This is a genomic window from Leifsonia sp. CL147 (genome assembly GCF_900114565.1).
Classification (GTDB): domain Bacteria; phylum Actinomycetota; class Actinomycetes; order Actinomycetales; family Microbacteriaceae; genus Leifsonia.
Genome location: NZ_FOTM01000001.1, coordinates 391,800 through 406,998 on the forward strand (window position 1 = coordinate 391,800; position 15,199 = coordinate 406,998).

At 68.7% G+C, this 15,199-nt stretch carries 12 protein-coding genes; all 12 read left to right on the forward strand.

All coding sequences use genetic code 11. The features are described from left to right. Positions 1 to 84 precede the first annotated feature (84 nt). The 12 genes from BM287_RS17735 (at position 85) to BM287_RS01870 (ending at position 15,104) form a co-directional block, all read left to right on the forward strand. Positions 85 to 420, forward strand: coding sequence for a hypothetical protein (locus tag BM287_RS17735; protein WP_170857386.1), 336 nt, complete (start codon positions 85 to 87; stop codon positions 418 to 420). Further along, a complete protein-coding gene (locus tag BM287_RS17430; RefSeq protein WP_139230593.1) occupies positions 420 to 1,862 on the forward strand; it encodes a hypothetical protein in 1,443 nt (480 codons plus the stop codon). Before BM287_RS17735 ends, BM287_RS17430 begins: the two co-directional genes overlap by 1 nt. A gap of 42 nt (positions 1,863 to 1,904) precedes the next feature. After that, positions 1,905 to 2,486 (forward strand): hypothetical protein, encoded by a 582-nt coding sequence (locus BM287_RS01825; protein ID WP_090034825.1) that lies wholly within the window; start codon positions 1,905 to 1,907, stop codon positions 2,484 to 2,486. 1 nt (position 2,487) lies between these two features. Continuing rightward, positions 2,488 to 3,063: a hypothetical protein gene (locus tag BM287_RS01830; RefSeq protein ID WP_090034822.1), complete on the forward strand. Its 576-nt coding sequence runs from the start codon at positions 2,488 to 2,490 to the stop codon at positions 3,061 to 3,063. 139 nt (positions 3,064 to 3,202) lie between these two features. After that, positions 3,203 to 3,490 carry a WXG100 family type VII secretion target gene (locus BM287_RS01835; RefSeq protein WP_090034819.1) on the forward strand — a complete coding sequence of 96 codons (288 nt, stop codon included), beginning with the start codon at positions 3,203 to 3,205 and terminating at the stop codon, positions 3,488 to 3,490. A gap of 93 nt (positions 3,491 to 3,583) precedes the next feature. After that, on the forward strand, positions 3,584 to 4,423 hold the full coding sequence (locus tag BM287_RS01840; protein WP_090034815.1) for a hypothetical protein: 840 nt from the start codon (positions 3,584 to 3,586) through the stop codon (positions 4,421 to 4,423). Between the two features lie 18 nt (positions 4,424 to 4,441). Beyond that, complete coding sequence (locus BM287_RS01845; RefSeq protein ID WP_090034810.1) at positions 4,442 to 5,257, forward strand: PP2C family protein-serine/threonine phosphatase; 816 nt, start codon at positions 4,442 to 4,444, stop codon at positions 5,255 to 5,257. A gap of 12 nt (positions 5,258 to 5,269) precedes the next feature. Next, the gene (locus tag BM287_RS01850) at positions 5,270 to 6,376 is read left to right on the forward strand and encodes an FHA domain-containing protein (protein ID WP_090034806.1); all 1,107 of its coding nucleotides are present in this window, start codon (positions 5,270 to 5,272) and stop codon (positions 6,374 to 6,376) included. Further along, complete coding sequence (locus BM287_RS01855) at positions 6,373 to 8,004, forward strand: serine/threonine-protein kinase (RefSeq protein ID WP_090034803.1); 1,632 nt, start codon at positions 6,373 to 6,375, stop codon at positions 8,002 to 8,004. Before BM287_RS01850 ends, BM287_RS01855 begins: the two co-directional genes overlap by 4 nt. Next, positions 8,001 to 8,708, forward strand: coding sequence for a hypothetical protein (locus BM287_RS01860; RefSeq protein ID WP_090035582.1), 708 nt, complete (start codon positions 8,001 to 8,003; stop codon positions 8,706 to 8,708). The genes BM287_RS01855 and BM287_RS01860 overlap by 4 nt, the downstream gene beginning before the upstream one ends. A gap of 78 nt (positions 8,709 to 8,786) precedes the next feature. Further along, positions 8,787 to 14,105 (forward strand): Ig-like domain-containing protein, encoded by a 5,319-nt coding sequence (locus BM287_RS01865; protein ID WP_139230595.1) that lies wholly within the window; start codon positions 8,787 to 8,789, stop codon positions 14,103 to 14,105. A gap of 30 nt (positions 14,106 to 14,135) precedes the next feature. Then, complete coding sequence (locus BM287_RS01870; RefSeq protein WP_170857387.1) at positions 14,136 to 15,104, forward strand: AAA family ATPase; 969 nt, start codon at positions 14,136 to 14,138, stop codon at positions 15,102 to 15,104. Positions 15,105 to 15,199: the final 95 nt, after the last annotated feature.

The following is a 15,199-nucleotide window of genomic DNA, read 5'->3' on the forward strand; positions in this document are numbered from 1 at the left end:
CGCACGGTGGGGAGTCCTCCCCATATGGCCCCGGCACCAGCGCCGGTAGGTTACAACTCGTCAGGGAAAGGGTGGATTCCGCTCATGGGTTACCGCACGATCATCATCGACCTCGAAGAGCTCAAGGACATCACGTCCGGTCTCGACTTCGTGTACGAGGAGATGTCGAACATCACCGACATCGCCAAGAACATCGAAGGCCTCATCGGAGACCCGGAGCCCGACCTCAAAGGCGCCGTGAACAGTTTTCAGAGTTCCTGGGACGACAACCGCAAAGACATCCTCGACGCGGCCAAGAAGATGGCCGACGGCACCCAGAAGGTCATCGACGACTGGACCCAATGGGACACGGACACCGCCAACAAGCTCTCGAGCCAGGGCGCGCCGGCGGCGTCGAGCACGTCCGGGGGAGCCCACTGATGGCCGGCTTGCAGACACCCAAGGGACGCGAGATGCATCCCCTCAGCGGCGACCCCGACACGCTTGCGGGCGAGGTGACCCGCATGAAGAACGTCGCCTCCACCATCGAGAAGCTGACCGGGATGCTCGACCGCGTGCACTCGAGCAAGACGTCGCAGAGCCAGAAGGTCGACCAGATCCGGGATGCCGCGGGCCAGGCCAAAGACGCTCTGGCCAAAGCGAAGGAGATCTACAACAACACCGGCTGGGCGCTCGACGACTACCGCAAGCAACTGGCGACGAGCGTCGCGAACGCCAAGGCGGCCTACGACAACGCGGTCGCCATCCTCCCGCACGTGAACGCCGCAGAGCATGCCCACAGTGCGGCCGTCACGGCGAACGCGCAGGTCTCCGCCACCGCTTCGACGGACACGGCGCCGATGACCCCGGAGCAGACCGCCGCACACAACACGAAGGTCCAGAATGCGGCCGACGAGCTGACGACGGCGACCAACGACCTCGCCGGCAAGCAGGCGACCCTGCTCGGCTACGCGAAGCAGTGGGACACCGCCAAAGACGACCTCGACGCGGCCGCCGAGACGGCGCGGGGGCGCATCCGCTCGGCCATCGACAAGAACCCGGCGAAGGACAGCTGGTGGGACGACTTCGCCAGCTTCCTCTCGGCTCTCACGAGCATCCTCGGCTGGGTAGCGCTGGTGCTCACCATCGTCGCCATCTTCCTCACTGGACCGCTCGCCCTCGCGTTCCTGGCGATCGCTACTGCGATCACTCTCGTCAACCTGATCGCTCACACCGCGCTCGCCGCCACCGGCAAGGGGACCTGGGCCGACGTGGCGTTCGACGCGATCGGCCTGATCCCGTTCGGCAAGTTCTTCGGCCGCGGACTGTCGATCGCCGATCGGTTCGGCAACGTCGGCAAGGGCATCCTCGAGAACGCGAACGTCGTGCAGAAGTTCCGCGATGTCTCCCGCCTCCCAGCCCTCCTGGACGCCGCCGTCTCCAGGAACGCACTGAGCAGGAGCGGCCGGCTCTGGCAGAGCTGGGCCGATAACGCCAACCGGATCGTGGATGCGTCGAGCGAGAACGCGCCCTGGTACAACGCCTGGAAGTCCATGCAGGCGGGCGGATCGGCTCACTTCGCGCAGATGGCGGATGTGCTCGAGAACCTCCCGGGTCGCAACGGCCCGGCGCGCGAGGCCATCGAGACAGCGCTCGAATCGATCGGCGGCAAGCCGAGCCTCGCGACAGGGACGAACGCCTCCGTTCTGCTCGCGGCCGGCGCGGGCTGGCAGGGACACGGTGTGGCGACGGGAGGCGACTGGACCGTCAATCAGGTCGTCAACCTCTTCAGCCACGATCCGTCGGCTTCCGACCTGAAGTCGCGCATCCTGACGCCGTCGCTGGCGGTTCCGGCAGCACCGATCGCCGATCCGTACAAATGAGCGCTCCGACAAGGCCCGCAGGCCCGCGCCTAGGATTGACGCGTGGACCAGGTCGCTGAGGGAGCAGCCGAGTCGTACGAGATCGTGCTGCCGCCGGGGTGGAAGCAGCATCCCGTTCGACGCGGAATCGCCGAGGAGCTCTACGCGCACGTGCGCCAGGTTCTGGAGCCCACCGGCAACCGCGAGCTGATGGCTCAGCTGCGCGGCGCGATCCACAAGAGCATGCGCGACCTGCAGGAGCGCGGCGGCATCGACATCTTCCTGCCGGAGCGCCGCCCGGACGGCACCCTCGTCCCCGCTTCTCTCACGTCGAACGTGGTGAGCCTGGGCGATCGCGGGCTGGAGACCGCGCTGCGCGCGATCACCCGGGGGAAGGAGCCCGACGCTGTCGAGGTACCGGTGGGGACGGCGTATCGCTGGGAGACGCCCACCAGCGGCACGGGCGACCTGGCCGGTATCGAGACGAGCAACGTGCACTACCTGTTCGCGGTGCCGGGGGCGAAGAAGCCGGCCGGGCTGATGTTCACCTTCAGCATCCTGCGCTCGGACGACGTCCCCGACGAGTATCGCGAGATCCTGATTCTCATCTTCGACGCGATGATGCAGTCGCTGAGCTGGAGGTAGCGTGAAGACGATCACGATCGACCAGGACCCCGAGGTGTGGGCCGAGGTGCCCCTGGAGTACCCGGTGGGGCCGTACGCGACCCAGGCCGACTGGGCACGCGGGCTCGCGGAGGCGTATTCCGTCGGGCGGGACGACGCCGACGAGGTCGAGGCGGGTCTGTACGCCATCGCGAGCGCGCTTCCGGTCGCTCCACGGCTCGGACTCTTCGAGCTGCTCTGGCACCGCCCGGCCATCGGCACGATGCCCCTGCTCGTCAACGTCTATGTCGCGCCCGGCGACGGACTCGAAGACGTCTCGCTGACCGAGCTCGCGGGCGCGTACGAATCCGAGCCGGCGCGGCCGCCGATCGTGGACACGCTCGAATCGGGCGTCTTCGGCTCGGTGGCGCGGGTGCTGAGCTTCACCAAGGACGAACAGCGCGACCGGCTGCTGATGCACCTGAGCGCCGTCGGGCGATACGAGGACATCCTCGTCCGCATCGACGGGTACACGAACGACCTCGGACGCGGGACGGCGGCCGCCGACGACTTCACGGCGCTCCTGGAGACGTTCCGGTTCGGGGATGCGCCCGACTGAGCGCCTGCGCTCGCCGCCGGCGCGGAGTGGGGAGTCCTCCCCATCGACCCGCGTGGGGGGCCTTCGATAGCTTGGTCGCAGTTGGACATGCAGACCCGCACTGGGGAAGCCTCGACGCAAGAAGAAAGGTCGCATCACGATGAACGACATCAGCCTGACACCGGAGTCCATGCGTGGCACGGCAAGCAAGCTCGATGGCGGCCAGGGGGAGATCAAGGCTCTCCTGGCTCGTCTCCAGGGAGAGGTCAACAGCCTGCTCGGCAGCAACTTCGTCACGCAGAAGGCGTCGCCCGCCTTCGGAGAGGGCTACAGCAAGCTCAACTCCAGCATGGGCCAGGCCGTCGACGGCATCACCCAGATGACGGGCGCTCTGCGCAACATGGCGCAGTCCGCCGAGGACTGGGATGCGCAGAACGCGCACAGCTGATCGCTTCGCGCATCGCGCGATCGGAGTGGGTGAACCGGACGGCCGGTTCGCCCACTTCGTGCATTGCGATCGGTGCTCGTTAGGCTGTGCCCCGTGAGTTCTCCGAATCGGACGAAGAAGCCGCCGCCGGCGCCGACGCGCTCCCGTCTTCTCCGGTTCGTGGACAGGACCGGGCCGACCGAGCTGCTCATCCTCGCTCTGACGGTGGCGGTCGGTGTGTGGAGCTGGCTGACCTACGTGGTGGCGCAGCCGCAGGACTTCACCGCCTTCGCCTGGATCTTCTTCGGCGCGAGCATCGTCGGCTCGTTGATGCAGGCGGTGATGTTCACGTTCGTGCGTGCATCGGGAACGTTCCGGGAGCGCGCGTCGCTCCGGTCGTTCTCGCAATCGGGCTCGGGCTCGGGTGTCGTGTTCTGGGGTGTGCCGATCCTGTTCGCCATCGGTCTGCTGATCGTCACGCCGCCGTCCACTCCTGCGGCGGCGTTCGACCCGTCGATGTCGATCTATCAGGTGATCCTCTTGCTGTCGGGATTGAGCCTGGCGGCCTGCCTCCTGGGAGGGTTCGCGCTGTTCGGTCTGGTCGTCCTCCCGGTGATGTGGATCATCGCCGGAGCGCTGCCCGAGCGCGCACCCGCGCCGGGGAGGCCCGCTGCGGCCATGTCGCGCGGTGAACTGGTGACCGGCGGCCTGCTGCTGTTCGCGGTCGCCGGCTTCGGCGTCTCGATGTACGCGGTGGCACCGGAGGTCACGGGCGGCGCGTTCGGCACCCGGTTGCGGATGCTCGAGCAGCTCGGTGCCCTGGTGACGCTCCGGGGCGACCTGCCGGCGTCCGCGATGGTCGTGATCTGCCTGGTGGCCATCGTCGTTCTCGTCGTGCTGAACAGTCGTTACGCAGCCCGTCGCGTCGGGGCGAGCAGGACCGCGCAGCGGTAGCAGGCCGGGAGCGGACGGATGAATGCTGTGATCGATGTCAGCGCCCGCACCGATGTGGGGGCGGTGCGCCGGGTGAACGAAGACAGTCTGGTGGCGCGCCACCCGCTCTATCTCGTCGCAGACGGCATGGGTGGACACGCGCGCGGCGATGCGGCGAGCCAGACGGCGGCGGCCACGATGGCGCGGCTGCTCCCGGCGTCCTCGACGCCCACTCCCGATGACGTCCTCGATGCGATCAGGAGCGCCAATCGCGAGGTCCGCGCCCTCTCGCAGGCGGGCGCCTCCGGAGAGGCGGTCGCCGGAACCACCTTGAGCGGTGTCGTGGCCGTGCGGATCCCCAGCACGGGCGAATCGGGCTGGCTCGTCGTCAACGTGGGCGACTCGAGGGTGTATTCCTGGGACGGACGCGCCCTGCGCCAGCTCAGTCACGATCACTCGGCAGTGCAGGACCTCGTGGACTCGGGGATGATCTCGCCCGCGGAAGCGGCACACCATCCCGAGCGCAATGTGATCACGCGAGCGCTGGGCGCCGCCGACTCCGTCGAGGTCGATGCGCTGCTGGTGCCGGTCACCGGCCGTCAGTCCTTCCTCATCTGCTCGGACGGCGTGACGAAAGAGCTTCCGGATGAGCAGATCGCCCGGATCCTCGCCGATTCGCCGGCCGGTGCGCTCGCCGACGCGCTCGTCGAGGCTGCGGTTCTGGCGGGCGCCCGGGACAACGTGACGGCGATCGTGGTTGAATCGGTGTCGGGCGACGCGGAGCAAGCATCGCTCGAGACAGCCGATCGTCCGGGGGAGGACGCTTTCCTTGAGGACACCAGACCACGGAGATAGGAAAAGAGCGTTGTGGTCGAAGTGAGACAGTCGACCGCCGGGGGATGGGTGGTCGTGGCGGTTCAGGACCGGGTGCTGCTCGCTGAAGTGGGCGAGTCCGCGACCGCCGAGACGGTGACCGTCCTGCTGGACACGCTGCGCGGCGCCGACGCCTTCGAGCGCACGATCGAGAGGCTGACGGCTCAGGGGCTGGTGGCGACGCCGGCCTTCGCGTTGGTCGACCGGGATGCCGGGTCGACCGTGCGGTGTGTGCTCCGCGGGCCGGTCCTCTTGCGGGTGACGACCGCTGAGTGGCTGCGCGAGGTGCGTGCCGAGCAGGTCTCGACCTGGCTCGAGACGACGATCGCCGGCGTGACCTCGTTCCGCGTCTCGGTCGTCGGTGCCGTCGCGGAGGGCGTCGGCGCCCTCCCACTGGTCGAGGGAGCAGTGTGGGCGGTCGAAGCCGGCACGGTGGAGGCGTCGCTCGAGGATGCCACGGTGGTGGTGGCGCCGCGGGTACGCTCGCAGACTCCGGCCGTCCCTGCGGTCCCGGCTGTCCCGGTCCTCGCCGCGGAGGCCCCCGCGCAGCTCGCCGAAGCGACGATCGCCGACCCCGCTGTCCTCGACACCCCCGACGTGACGCTGTTGCGCGGCGCGGAGAGCCACGACGACGCCGAACCGGCCGAGTCGGCAGAACCGGGTGACCACGACGGCCTGACCATCATGTCGAGCGAGCTCGGCGGACGTCGCAGCGTCGCACCGCCGGCCGCCGACCCTCGGCCGCCGATGAAGGCCTCGCCACGCTATTTCGTGGAGCTGGCCGACGGGCGGCGCGAGGACCTCGCCGTCCCCATCGTGGTGGGCCGGGCGCCGAGCGCCGATTCGGCCTCCCGGTCGGCGCATCCTCGTCTGGTGGTCGTCCCGAGTGCCGAGCAGGACATCTCGCGCAGCCACGTGCTGGTCGCTGTCGAGGGGGACACCGTCGTCGTCACCGACCTGCACTCGCGGAACGGCACGGTCGTCGTCAACCCCGGCGCGCAGCCGCAGAAGCTGCGACGGGGCGAACCGACCGCGCTGATCGTCGGTTCGGCGATCGATCTGGGTGACGGCGTCGTCATGACGGTGGGCGCTGAGTCGTGAAGCGCTCCCCGTCGGTCGCCCCTGAACTGCCCGGCTATCGCTTCGTGCGGCTCCTCGGCTCGGGCGGTTTCTCCGACGTGTTCCTCTACGATCAGCAGCTCCCGCGGCGCAAGGTCGCGGTGAAGGTGCTGCTGGCGGAGAACCTCGACGAGTCGACGCGCGCGCGGTTCGTGACCGAGGCCAACGTGATGGCGCAGCTGTCGACGCACCCGTTCATCGTGACGATCCATCACGCGGCTGTGGCGGCCGACGACCGACCGTACTTCGTGATGGAGTACTGCTCAGGCCCCTCCCTGGCGGACCGCTACAAGCGGGAAGTCTTCAGCGTGGAGGATGCGCTGCGCACCGGCGTGCGCCTGTCGAGTGCCATCGCCACCGCTCACAGCGTGGGCATCCTGCACCGCGACATCAAGCCCGCGAACGTGCTGACCAACGACTACGGCTGGCCCGCCCTCACCGACTTCGGCATCTCCTCGGCGCTCGAGGAGGAGTTGCCGGTGCATACGACCTCGCTCCGGGAGCTCCAGCGCGAGGCGCGCGAGGTGGAGAGCAGCGGAAGCCGGGGGGTCGGCCTGAGCGTTCCGTGGTCGCCGCCGGAGATGTTCGAGGACGAGCCGCGGCCGGATGTCCGTTCCGATGTGTTCTCTCTCGCGGCGACCATCTACACCCTCCTCGCCGGGCGCACACCGTTCGAGATCCCGGGGCGATCGAACGGAAGCCTCGACCTCATCGGACGCATCGAGCGGGGCGCGATCACGCGGCTGGATCGGGCCGACGTGCCCCCGACCCTCGTCGCGGTGTTGCAGAAGGGGATGGCGACGGATCCCGGGAGCAGGTTCGGTTCGGCCGTCGACTTCGCTCGGGCGCTGCAGCGCGTCGAACTGGAACTGGGCTACGCCCCGACGGCCATCGATGTGCCCCACCTCGCGGTCGCGGCGCAGCCCCGCACCGACGACGAGCCGGAGGATGAGACCCGCGCGCGCTCGGTCGTCACGGTGGAGGCGCAGAAAGCGCAGCCGGAACGCATCGAGGTCCCCCCGCTGCCCCCGAAGGACCTCGACGTCACCCAGCGGCGGGCCCCGGCGCCGGTGGTCTTTCACGCCACCCCGCACGAGGAACGGACGGTCGCGCGGCCGGAGGCCGTCGCTGCGGTGCAAGCGCCCGCTGAACCTGCTTCGCTGACGGCTCCGGCTTCCGCAGCGGCGCGCTCGCGTCGGCCCATGCTTCTCGGCGTCGCAGGCGTCGTCGTCCTTGCCGTCGTCGTGGGTGCCGGTGCGCTCATCTCCACGGTGCTGCCGACGCCGGCGGTGGCCCCGGCCGCATCCACGGGTGGAGGCGACTCCGGTGGCGGGAGCATCGACGTGTCGGTCGTGCCCGACGCCGAGCTGGTGTCCGCGAAGGCGTCGCCCGACGGAACGAGCGTGGCCTTCGTATGGAAGAACCCGAAACCGAAGCCCGGTGACCAGTACCAATGGGTGCAAGAGGGCACCACCGACCCACCGGCCGTCACCGCCCGGCCGCAGGCGACGGTCACCGGTCTCACGCCCGGAGCCCGGGTCTGCATCGACGTGACCGTGATCCGCGACGGACGAACGTCCGCCAACCCGCTGAGGGCGTGTTCCTCGTGAGGCCCCTGACCATCGACTTCTGCGGCGAGCTCCACACCGTCGACGGGGAGCGCGAGTTCGGCATCGGACGCGAATCCGACTTGACGATCGACGACAACCCCTACCTGCACCGCAGATTCCTCAGCATCTACAGCGACTTCGGGATGTGGTGGCTGGCGAACGTCGGCACGCTGCTGACTGCGACGGTGACCGACGCGACCGGGACGGTGCAGGCGTGGCTCGCTCCCGGAGCGAAGCTCCCGATCGTCTTCCAGACCATGTACGTGATCTTCAGCGCGGGCTCCACGACGTACGACTTCACGATCCGCAGCGAGGAGGACTTCTTCAACACCTCGCTTCCGCTGAACGCGTCGGCCGGGTCGACCACGATCCTCCCCGTGAGTCTCACGACCAGTCAGCGTCAGCTCATCGTCGCTCTCGCCGAGCACGTGCTCACGCAGTCGGTGCCCGGAAGGGGGACCATTCCGACGTCGGCCGAGGCCGCGGCGCGACTGGGCTGGAGCATGACGACGTTCAATCGCAAGCTCGACAACGTCTGCGACAAGCTGGACAAGATCGGCGTGGCCGGGCTGCGCGGTGGCCGCGGGAAGCTCGCGACCAATCGACGCGGCCGCCTGGTCGAGTACGCGGTGGCCACGCATCTGGTCTCTGCGGAGGACCTTCCCCTGCTGGATGCGGCGCCCGCGGCCTCCACCGAAGCGTGACCCCAAAGACCTCGCATGTTAGCGTGGGGGAGTTCGTGGCGGTATTCGCCTGTTCAGGTTCAGCGGGGGTTCTGAGACGTGGGTGGGGTTTCGTCCTGGGTGCAGGGCCGCAAGACCGTCGCCTCCATCGCTGCCATCGCGTTGATCGCCGGAATCCCCCTGACGATCGCCGTGCTGCACAAGGGGTTCCCGGTCAGCGCCGTCAACCTCGACACACGTGACGTCTGGGTGACCAACGGCGAGAAGCTGCTCGGCGGTCGCCTCAACCATCAGATCGACGAACTGGACGCGGCTGTGGCGGGCTCGTCGCCGAAGCTCGACGTGCTGCAGGACGGCGGCGCCTATTTTCTGACCGACCCGGCCCAGGGCACGGTGAATCGCATCGACCCGGCCTTCGTGTCGCTGGTCGACAAGATCCAGGTGCCGGAGAACTCCCAGTTCGGTTACGGTGCGAACACCCTCAGCGTCCTCTCGCCCGATGGAAGACTCTGGGTTCTGGATGCGGCCGGCCGCCTCGACTTCGACAAGACGAAGACCAAGCCGACAGCGGCGCTCGGCACGGGCGCGAGGATCGCGGTGAGCAAATCCGGCACGACGTTCGCCGTCTCGCCGGAGAAGAAGGCTCTCTACACCGTCGACCACCCGGGAGCGGCCCCGGCGAAGTCGTCGTTCCCTGCTCTGGAGGCGTTTCAGCTCACCGCGGTCGGAGACCAGCCGGTCGTGCTGGACACCAAGGCGAACGACATCGTGAAGGCGGACGGCTCGAGGTTTGCGCTTCCGGCGAAGGGGGTGCGCCTCCAGCAGCCGAGCGACGGGGGCTCGTCGGTCGTGGTCGCCGGTGCGGACGGTCTGATGACGGTGCCGCTGGCCGGCGGCGACGTCACGGAGCAGGCGAGCGGGGCGAAGGGCGCGCAGGATTCTTCGTCCGACGTGTCGGCGCCGGTCCGGCTGGGAACCTGTTCGTACGGCGCCTGGTCCTCGACCGGCCGCTACCTGTATGCCTGCGACGGGCGGAAGCCGGTCTCGGTGCAGATCGACCAGTCGGTGACAGGTGACGCGCTCGAATTCCGCGTGAACCACGGAGTCATCGCCCTCAACAACCTGCGCAACGGCAACGCGTGGGTCGTGTCCTCCGACATGCGGCTGGTGCAGAACTGGGCCCAGGTGAAACCCAATGACACGACAGTGCAGGGAACGGCCGGCCAGGAGAAGCCGGTGCAGCAGTCCTACGCCGACACGCTCGCGCAGCGTTCCGCGAACAACCGGCCGCCGGTCGCGGTCAACGACCAATTCGGCGTGCGGCCGGGGCGCACGACGCTGCTTCCCGTGCTCGCCAACGACTCGGATCCGGATGGCGACATCCTGACGATCACCGATGTCCCGACGCTGCCTCCCGCCCAAGGCCGGCTCGACCTCGTCGAGGGCGACCGCTCCATCCAGTTCACTCCGGCCGACGGCAGCAACGGAACGATCTCCTTCCGGTATTCGATCAGCGACGGCCGCGGGGGAACGGCCTCCGCGCAGGTGGACGCCACGATCCGCCCGATCGACCTGAATGCGGCGCCCGTCTCGACCCGCACCAGCAACACGCAGGTCGAGCTCGGGCAGTCGATCTCGTACAACGTCCTGAACGACTGGATCGACCCGGACGGCGACGATATCTACCTGGTGGGGGCCGCTTCCACCTCCGGGGACAGTGTGCAGTTCAGCCCGGACGGAACGATCACGTTCCTGAGCACCACGGGTCAGACGGGCTCGAAAGAGGTCACCTTCACCGTCTCGGACGGCCGGGCGAGCGCGACGGGGAGCCTCCTGGTGACCGTCAAACCGTCCGGCAGCCTCGATCCGATCGCGGTGCCGGACTCGGCGACGGCCTTCGTCGGCCAGCCGGTCACGATCAAACCCCTCGCCAACGACGTGTCGCCCTCCGGCGATCCGCTCACGCTGGTCGGCATCGCCACGGACGCGGGATCCGGACTCACCGCCACGGCCGATGCCACACGGCAGACCGTCGGCCTCGTCGCCGCCACCGAGGGGACGTACTACGCCACCTACACGCTCGGCGCCGGCGCGAAGTCAACCAAGGGCCTCATCCGGGTGGACGTGTCGTCCGGAGCCGCGGGCGACGCGCCGCCGATCGCGGTGAAGGATGTCGCCTATCTGCGGCCCGGCGAACCGGTGGACGTTCCCGTGCTCGACAACGACGTGTCGCCGGTCGGCCGCGTCCTGGTGCTGCAGTCGGTGAAGCCGGCCGACCCGGCCAGCGGTCTCAACATCGAAGTCCTGGCGAACTCGATCGTGCGGATCACGTCGCCCACCGTCCTCCCGGCGCAGGCGCAACTCAGCTACACCGTCTCCGACGGCTACCACACGGCCTCGGCGGGCATCACGGTCGTGCCCATCCCGCCGCTCGTGGTGCACCAGCCGCCGATCGCCGTCGACGACGTGGCCACCGTCCGCGCCGGCGACATCGCGACAGTGCCCGTGCTCGCGAACGACTACTCGCCCGACAAGGAGCCGTTCACGCTCGATCCGGCGCTGGTGAAGTCGGCCGACATGGGCAACGGAGCGGCCGCATTCGTGAGCGGCAAGAACGTGCGCTACCAGGCGCCCGACCAGCCCGGCCAGTACTCGGTCACCTACGGCATCACCGACAAGTTCAAACAGACCTCGACCGCGACGGTCACGTTCGTCGTGCTCGCGAGGGGCGGCGCCAACGACCGGGCTCCGGAGCCGCAAGCGCTCACCGGGCGCGCGTTCGCCGGGTCCTTCGTGACCATCGACGTCCCGCTGGACGGAATCGACCCTGACGGCGATTCGGTGAGCCTGGCCGGCATCGCCACGCAGCCGACGCTCGGGCGCATCTCGGCGACGAGCAGTACCTCCTTCACCTACGACGCCTATCCGGGTTCGGCCGGGACCGACTCGTTCACGTACAAAGTCGTCGACACCTACGGCAAGACGGCGACCGGCACGGTTCGCATCGGCGTCGTCAAGCGGCCGGATGCGGTTCAGCCGCCCATCGCGGTCAACGATACCGTCGAGGTGAAGCCCGGAAAGGTCGCCTCGGTCCCGGTGCTCGCGAACGACTCCGATCCGAACGGCTACACCATCGCGCTGGCGAAGAAGCTCGTGAGCGTCGAGGCGCCGCTGAAGGCGCGGGTCGCCGGGCAGCTGGTGCTCGTGGACGCTCCCGGCCGGCAGGGCGCGTACCTCGTGCGCTATCAGATCGGCAACGGCCAGGGCGGTGTCGCGACCGCGTACATCCAGGTCATCGTGACCCCCGACGCCAAGCCGGTCTATCCCACCGCGGTCGACCAGGTCGTGGAGCCGTTCGCCGTCGCGGGAAAGTCGGAGGTGAAGGTCGCGGTACTCGATGGCGCGGTGAATCCGTCGGGCGTGGCGACGGACCTGAAGATCGGGCTCGCCGGCCCGCACGCCGATGCGGCGACGGTCGGATCCGACGGGACGGTCACGGTGCGGCCGGGAAGCGCGCGGATGGCGATCTCCTACACGCTCACCGACCCTTCGACGGGCTTGGCGGGCGAGGCCTTCATCGTGGTGCCGCCGAAGGGCGACGCCTCGGCGCCGCCGCACCTCAAGAACGCCCTGCCGGAGCAGATCGTCGCGACGGGCGCGACGAAGTCCTGGAATCTCTCCGACATCGTGGACGTCCCGTCAGGCCGGCCGATCAAGATCACCGGAGCCGCCGGAGTCACCGCGACGAACGCCTCCGTCCCCGGGTATGTCGACAGCCACACCATCCAGTTCGCCCCGAAAGCGGGTTACCGCGGACCGGCGTCGGTCACGTTCGAGGTGAACGACGGCCGCGATCCCGGACAGAGCAAGGACAGGGTGACCGCGCTCGTATTGCCGATCACCGTCGGCGATCCCGACCAGGCGGACGTGCCGCCTACGTTCACCCCGCCGAACGTGACGGTTCAGCCGGGAGAGGCCCCGGTCACGGTCGACCTCCGGGCATCGAGCTACCACCCCAACCCGGCCGTTCTGAACAGGCTCACCTACTCCGGCTTCAGCGGCTCGACCTCGGCCATCACCGCCACACCGAGCGGATCGACGCTATCTGTCGCGGCACCGCTCGGCGCGCTGCCGGGCACCTCGACCGTCATCCGCTTCACCGTCACCTCGGGCGCGCTCTCGATCCCGGGCTCCGTCAACGTGAAGGTCGTCAGTTCGAGCCGGCCGCTGGCGACCCAGAAGAACCCCCCGCAGACCTCCGACCTCAAACGTGGCATGAGCTACACGCTCGCCGGCGCCTCCGGAGACCAGTACTGGGTCAACCCGTTCCCGGGAACGCCCCTCGTCATCACCGATGCGAAGGCGTCGAGCGCACCGGCCGGCGTCACCGTCGGCCACACGGCGAACTCGATCACGGTGACGGCCACCTCCGGCGCATCGATCGGGTCGGTCAACGTGGTGTACCACCTGCAGGACGCCACGAAGGACCCGAACCGTACCGCGAGCACGATCGGCCAGTACCAGGTCACGATCCATGATGTGCCGGCCACGATGGCGGCGCCGGGGGCGCTCCAATCGGACACGTCCGACTCCTCGGTCAAGGTGTCGTTCTCCCCGCCGGCGAACAATGGGAAGGCGATCACCCAGTACAAGGTCACGGCCAAGAGCGGCGGTGGAGGCCCGTGGACCTTCACGAGTGCGGGAAAGCACCAGCTCTCAGGGCTGACCAACGGCACCGGCTATTCGTTCGTGGTGCAGGCCGAGAACGCCGACGGCTGGAGCGCGGAATCCCCGGTCAGCAACACCGTCACCCCGTACGGGACCCCGGCCAGACCCACCGGCCTCACGATAGCGAACAACAGCACCTACGCCCCGTCCACGTTCACCCTGAGCTGGGACGCGCTGACGGGACAGGCGACCGGCGGTGGAGCGGTGGACTACGAGTACACCTTCGACGGCTCACCCTGGACGAACGTCGGCAGCAGAACCACCGTGACGACCGGCCAGCGCGGAGCGGGAACCTACAGTTTCTGGGTTCGCGCGGTCAACCGCGGCAGTGGCCAGACCGGACCTCAAGCGAACTCCGCCAGTCGCACCATCACCGATCCGCCTCAGCCGTCGCCGTCCGCGGCGGTGGTCAAGGGTGCGCCGGTCCAGGGGATGCACTACCTGTGCGGGAGCTACGCCAACGCGCCCGCCGGAACGTACACGGTCACCGGGCTCCTCAACGGGTCCTCCACCTGGGCGAACGGCACCAGCCGGACGGTGTCCATCAGCAACTCGGGAACGGTCTGCCTGGACGCCTGGCTCGGAAAGCGCAACGGCGACACCATCCAGATGCGGTTCAGCGGCCCCAAGACCTTCACCGGCACCACGAACAACTGGGATACGTTGCCGGTCACCAGCAACCATTACTAGCTCACGTACGTCAGCATCGGGAGAGACAACATGGCAGTGACTCAAGAGCAGGCCGACTGGTTCGCCGACGCGTTCCGGCAGCTCGTCGCCAACATCGACAGGGCGATCCTCGGCAAGGAGGAGGCGATCCGTCTCGTCGTGGCCGCCATGCTCTCGAACGGGCACGTGCTCCTGGAGGATGTGCCGGGCACCGGCAAGACGGTGCTCGCCAAGGCGCTCGCCAACACGGTCGACGGCACCCAGTCGCGCATCCAGTTCACCCCCGACCTGCTGCCCTCCGATGTCACCGGCGTCTCGATCTACGACCAGAGCAACGGACGCTTCGAGTTCCACCGCGGACCGATCTTCGCTTCGGTGGTGCTCGCGGACGAGATCAACCGGGCCAGCCCCAAGACCCAGAGCGCGCTGCTCGAGGTGATGGAGGAGGGAGTGGTCACGATCGACGGTGTCGGCCATCCCGTCGGTGCGCCCTTCCTGGTCATCGCGACCCAGAACCCGATCGAACAGGCGGGCACCTACGCGTTGCCGGAGGCGCAGCTCGACCGTTTCCTGATCAAGACGGCGCTCGGGTACCCCGACCATGCGACGACGGTCAGCCTGCTGCTCGACTCCTCGAACCGGGCGCGTGCCTCGTCCATCCAGCCCATCATCGCCTCGGAGTCGATCGTCACCATGTCGCAGCTGGCGTCCGAGGTGTACGTCGACCCGGCTGTCATGGGATACCTGAGCGAGATCGTGACGGCCACCCGCGCCGACAAGGACTCCGCGCTCGGCGTCAGCATCCGCGGCGCCCTCGCCCTGGCGCGCGCCGCGAAGACGTGGGCGCTCGCGGCAGGCCGCACCTATGTGACGCCCGACGATATCCGGGAGCTCGCCGTACCCGTGCTCGCCCACCGCGTCATCGTCGACCCGGAGTCGGAGTTCGCCGGGGTGAGCGCGGAGGACATCGTCGTGCGGTCCATCGCCGAGGTGGATCCGCCCGCGTACCGGGCCGCGTGACGATGCCGGCCGCTTCGTCTGCGAAGAGCTCCCCGCTGCGCTTCGTGCTCGCCGAGTCGCGACGTTCGGGGGCGGCCCTGGCGGGAGGGCTTTGG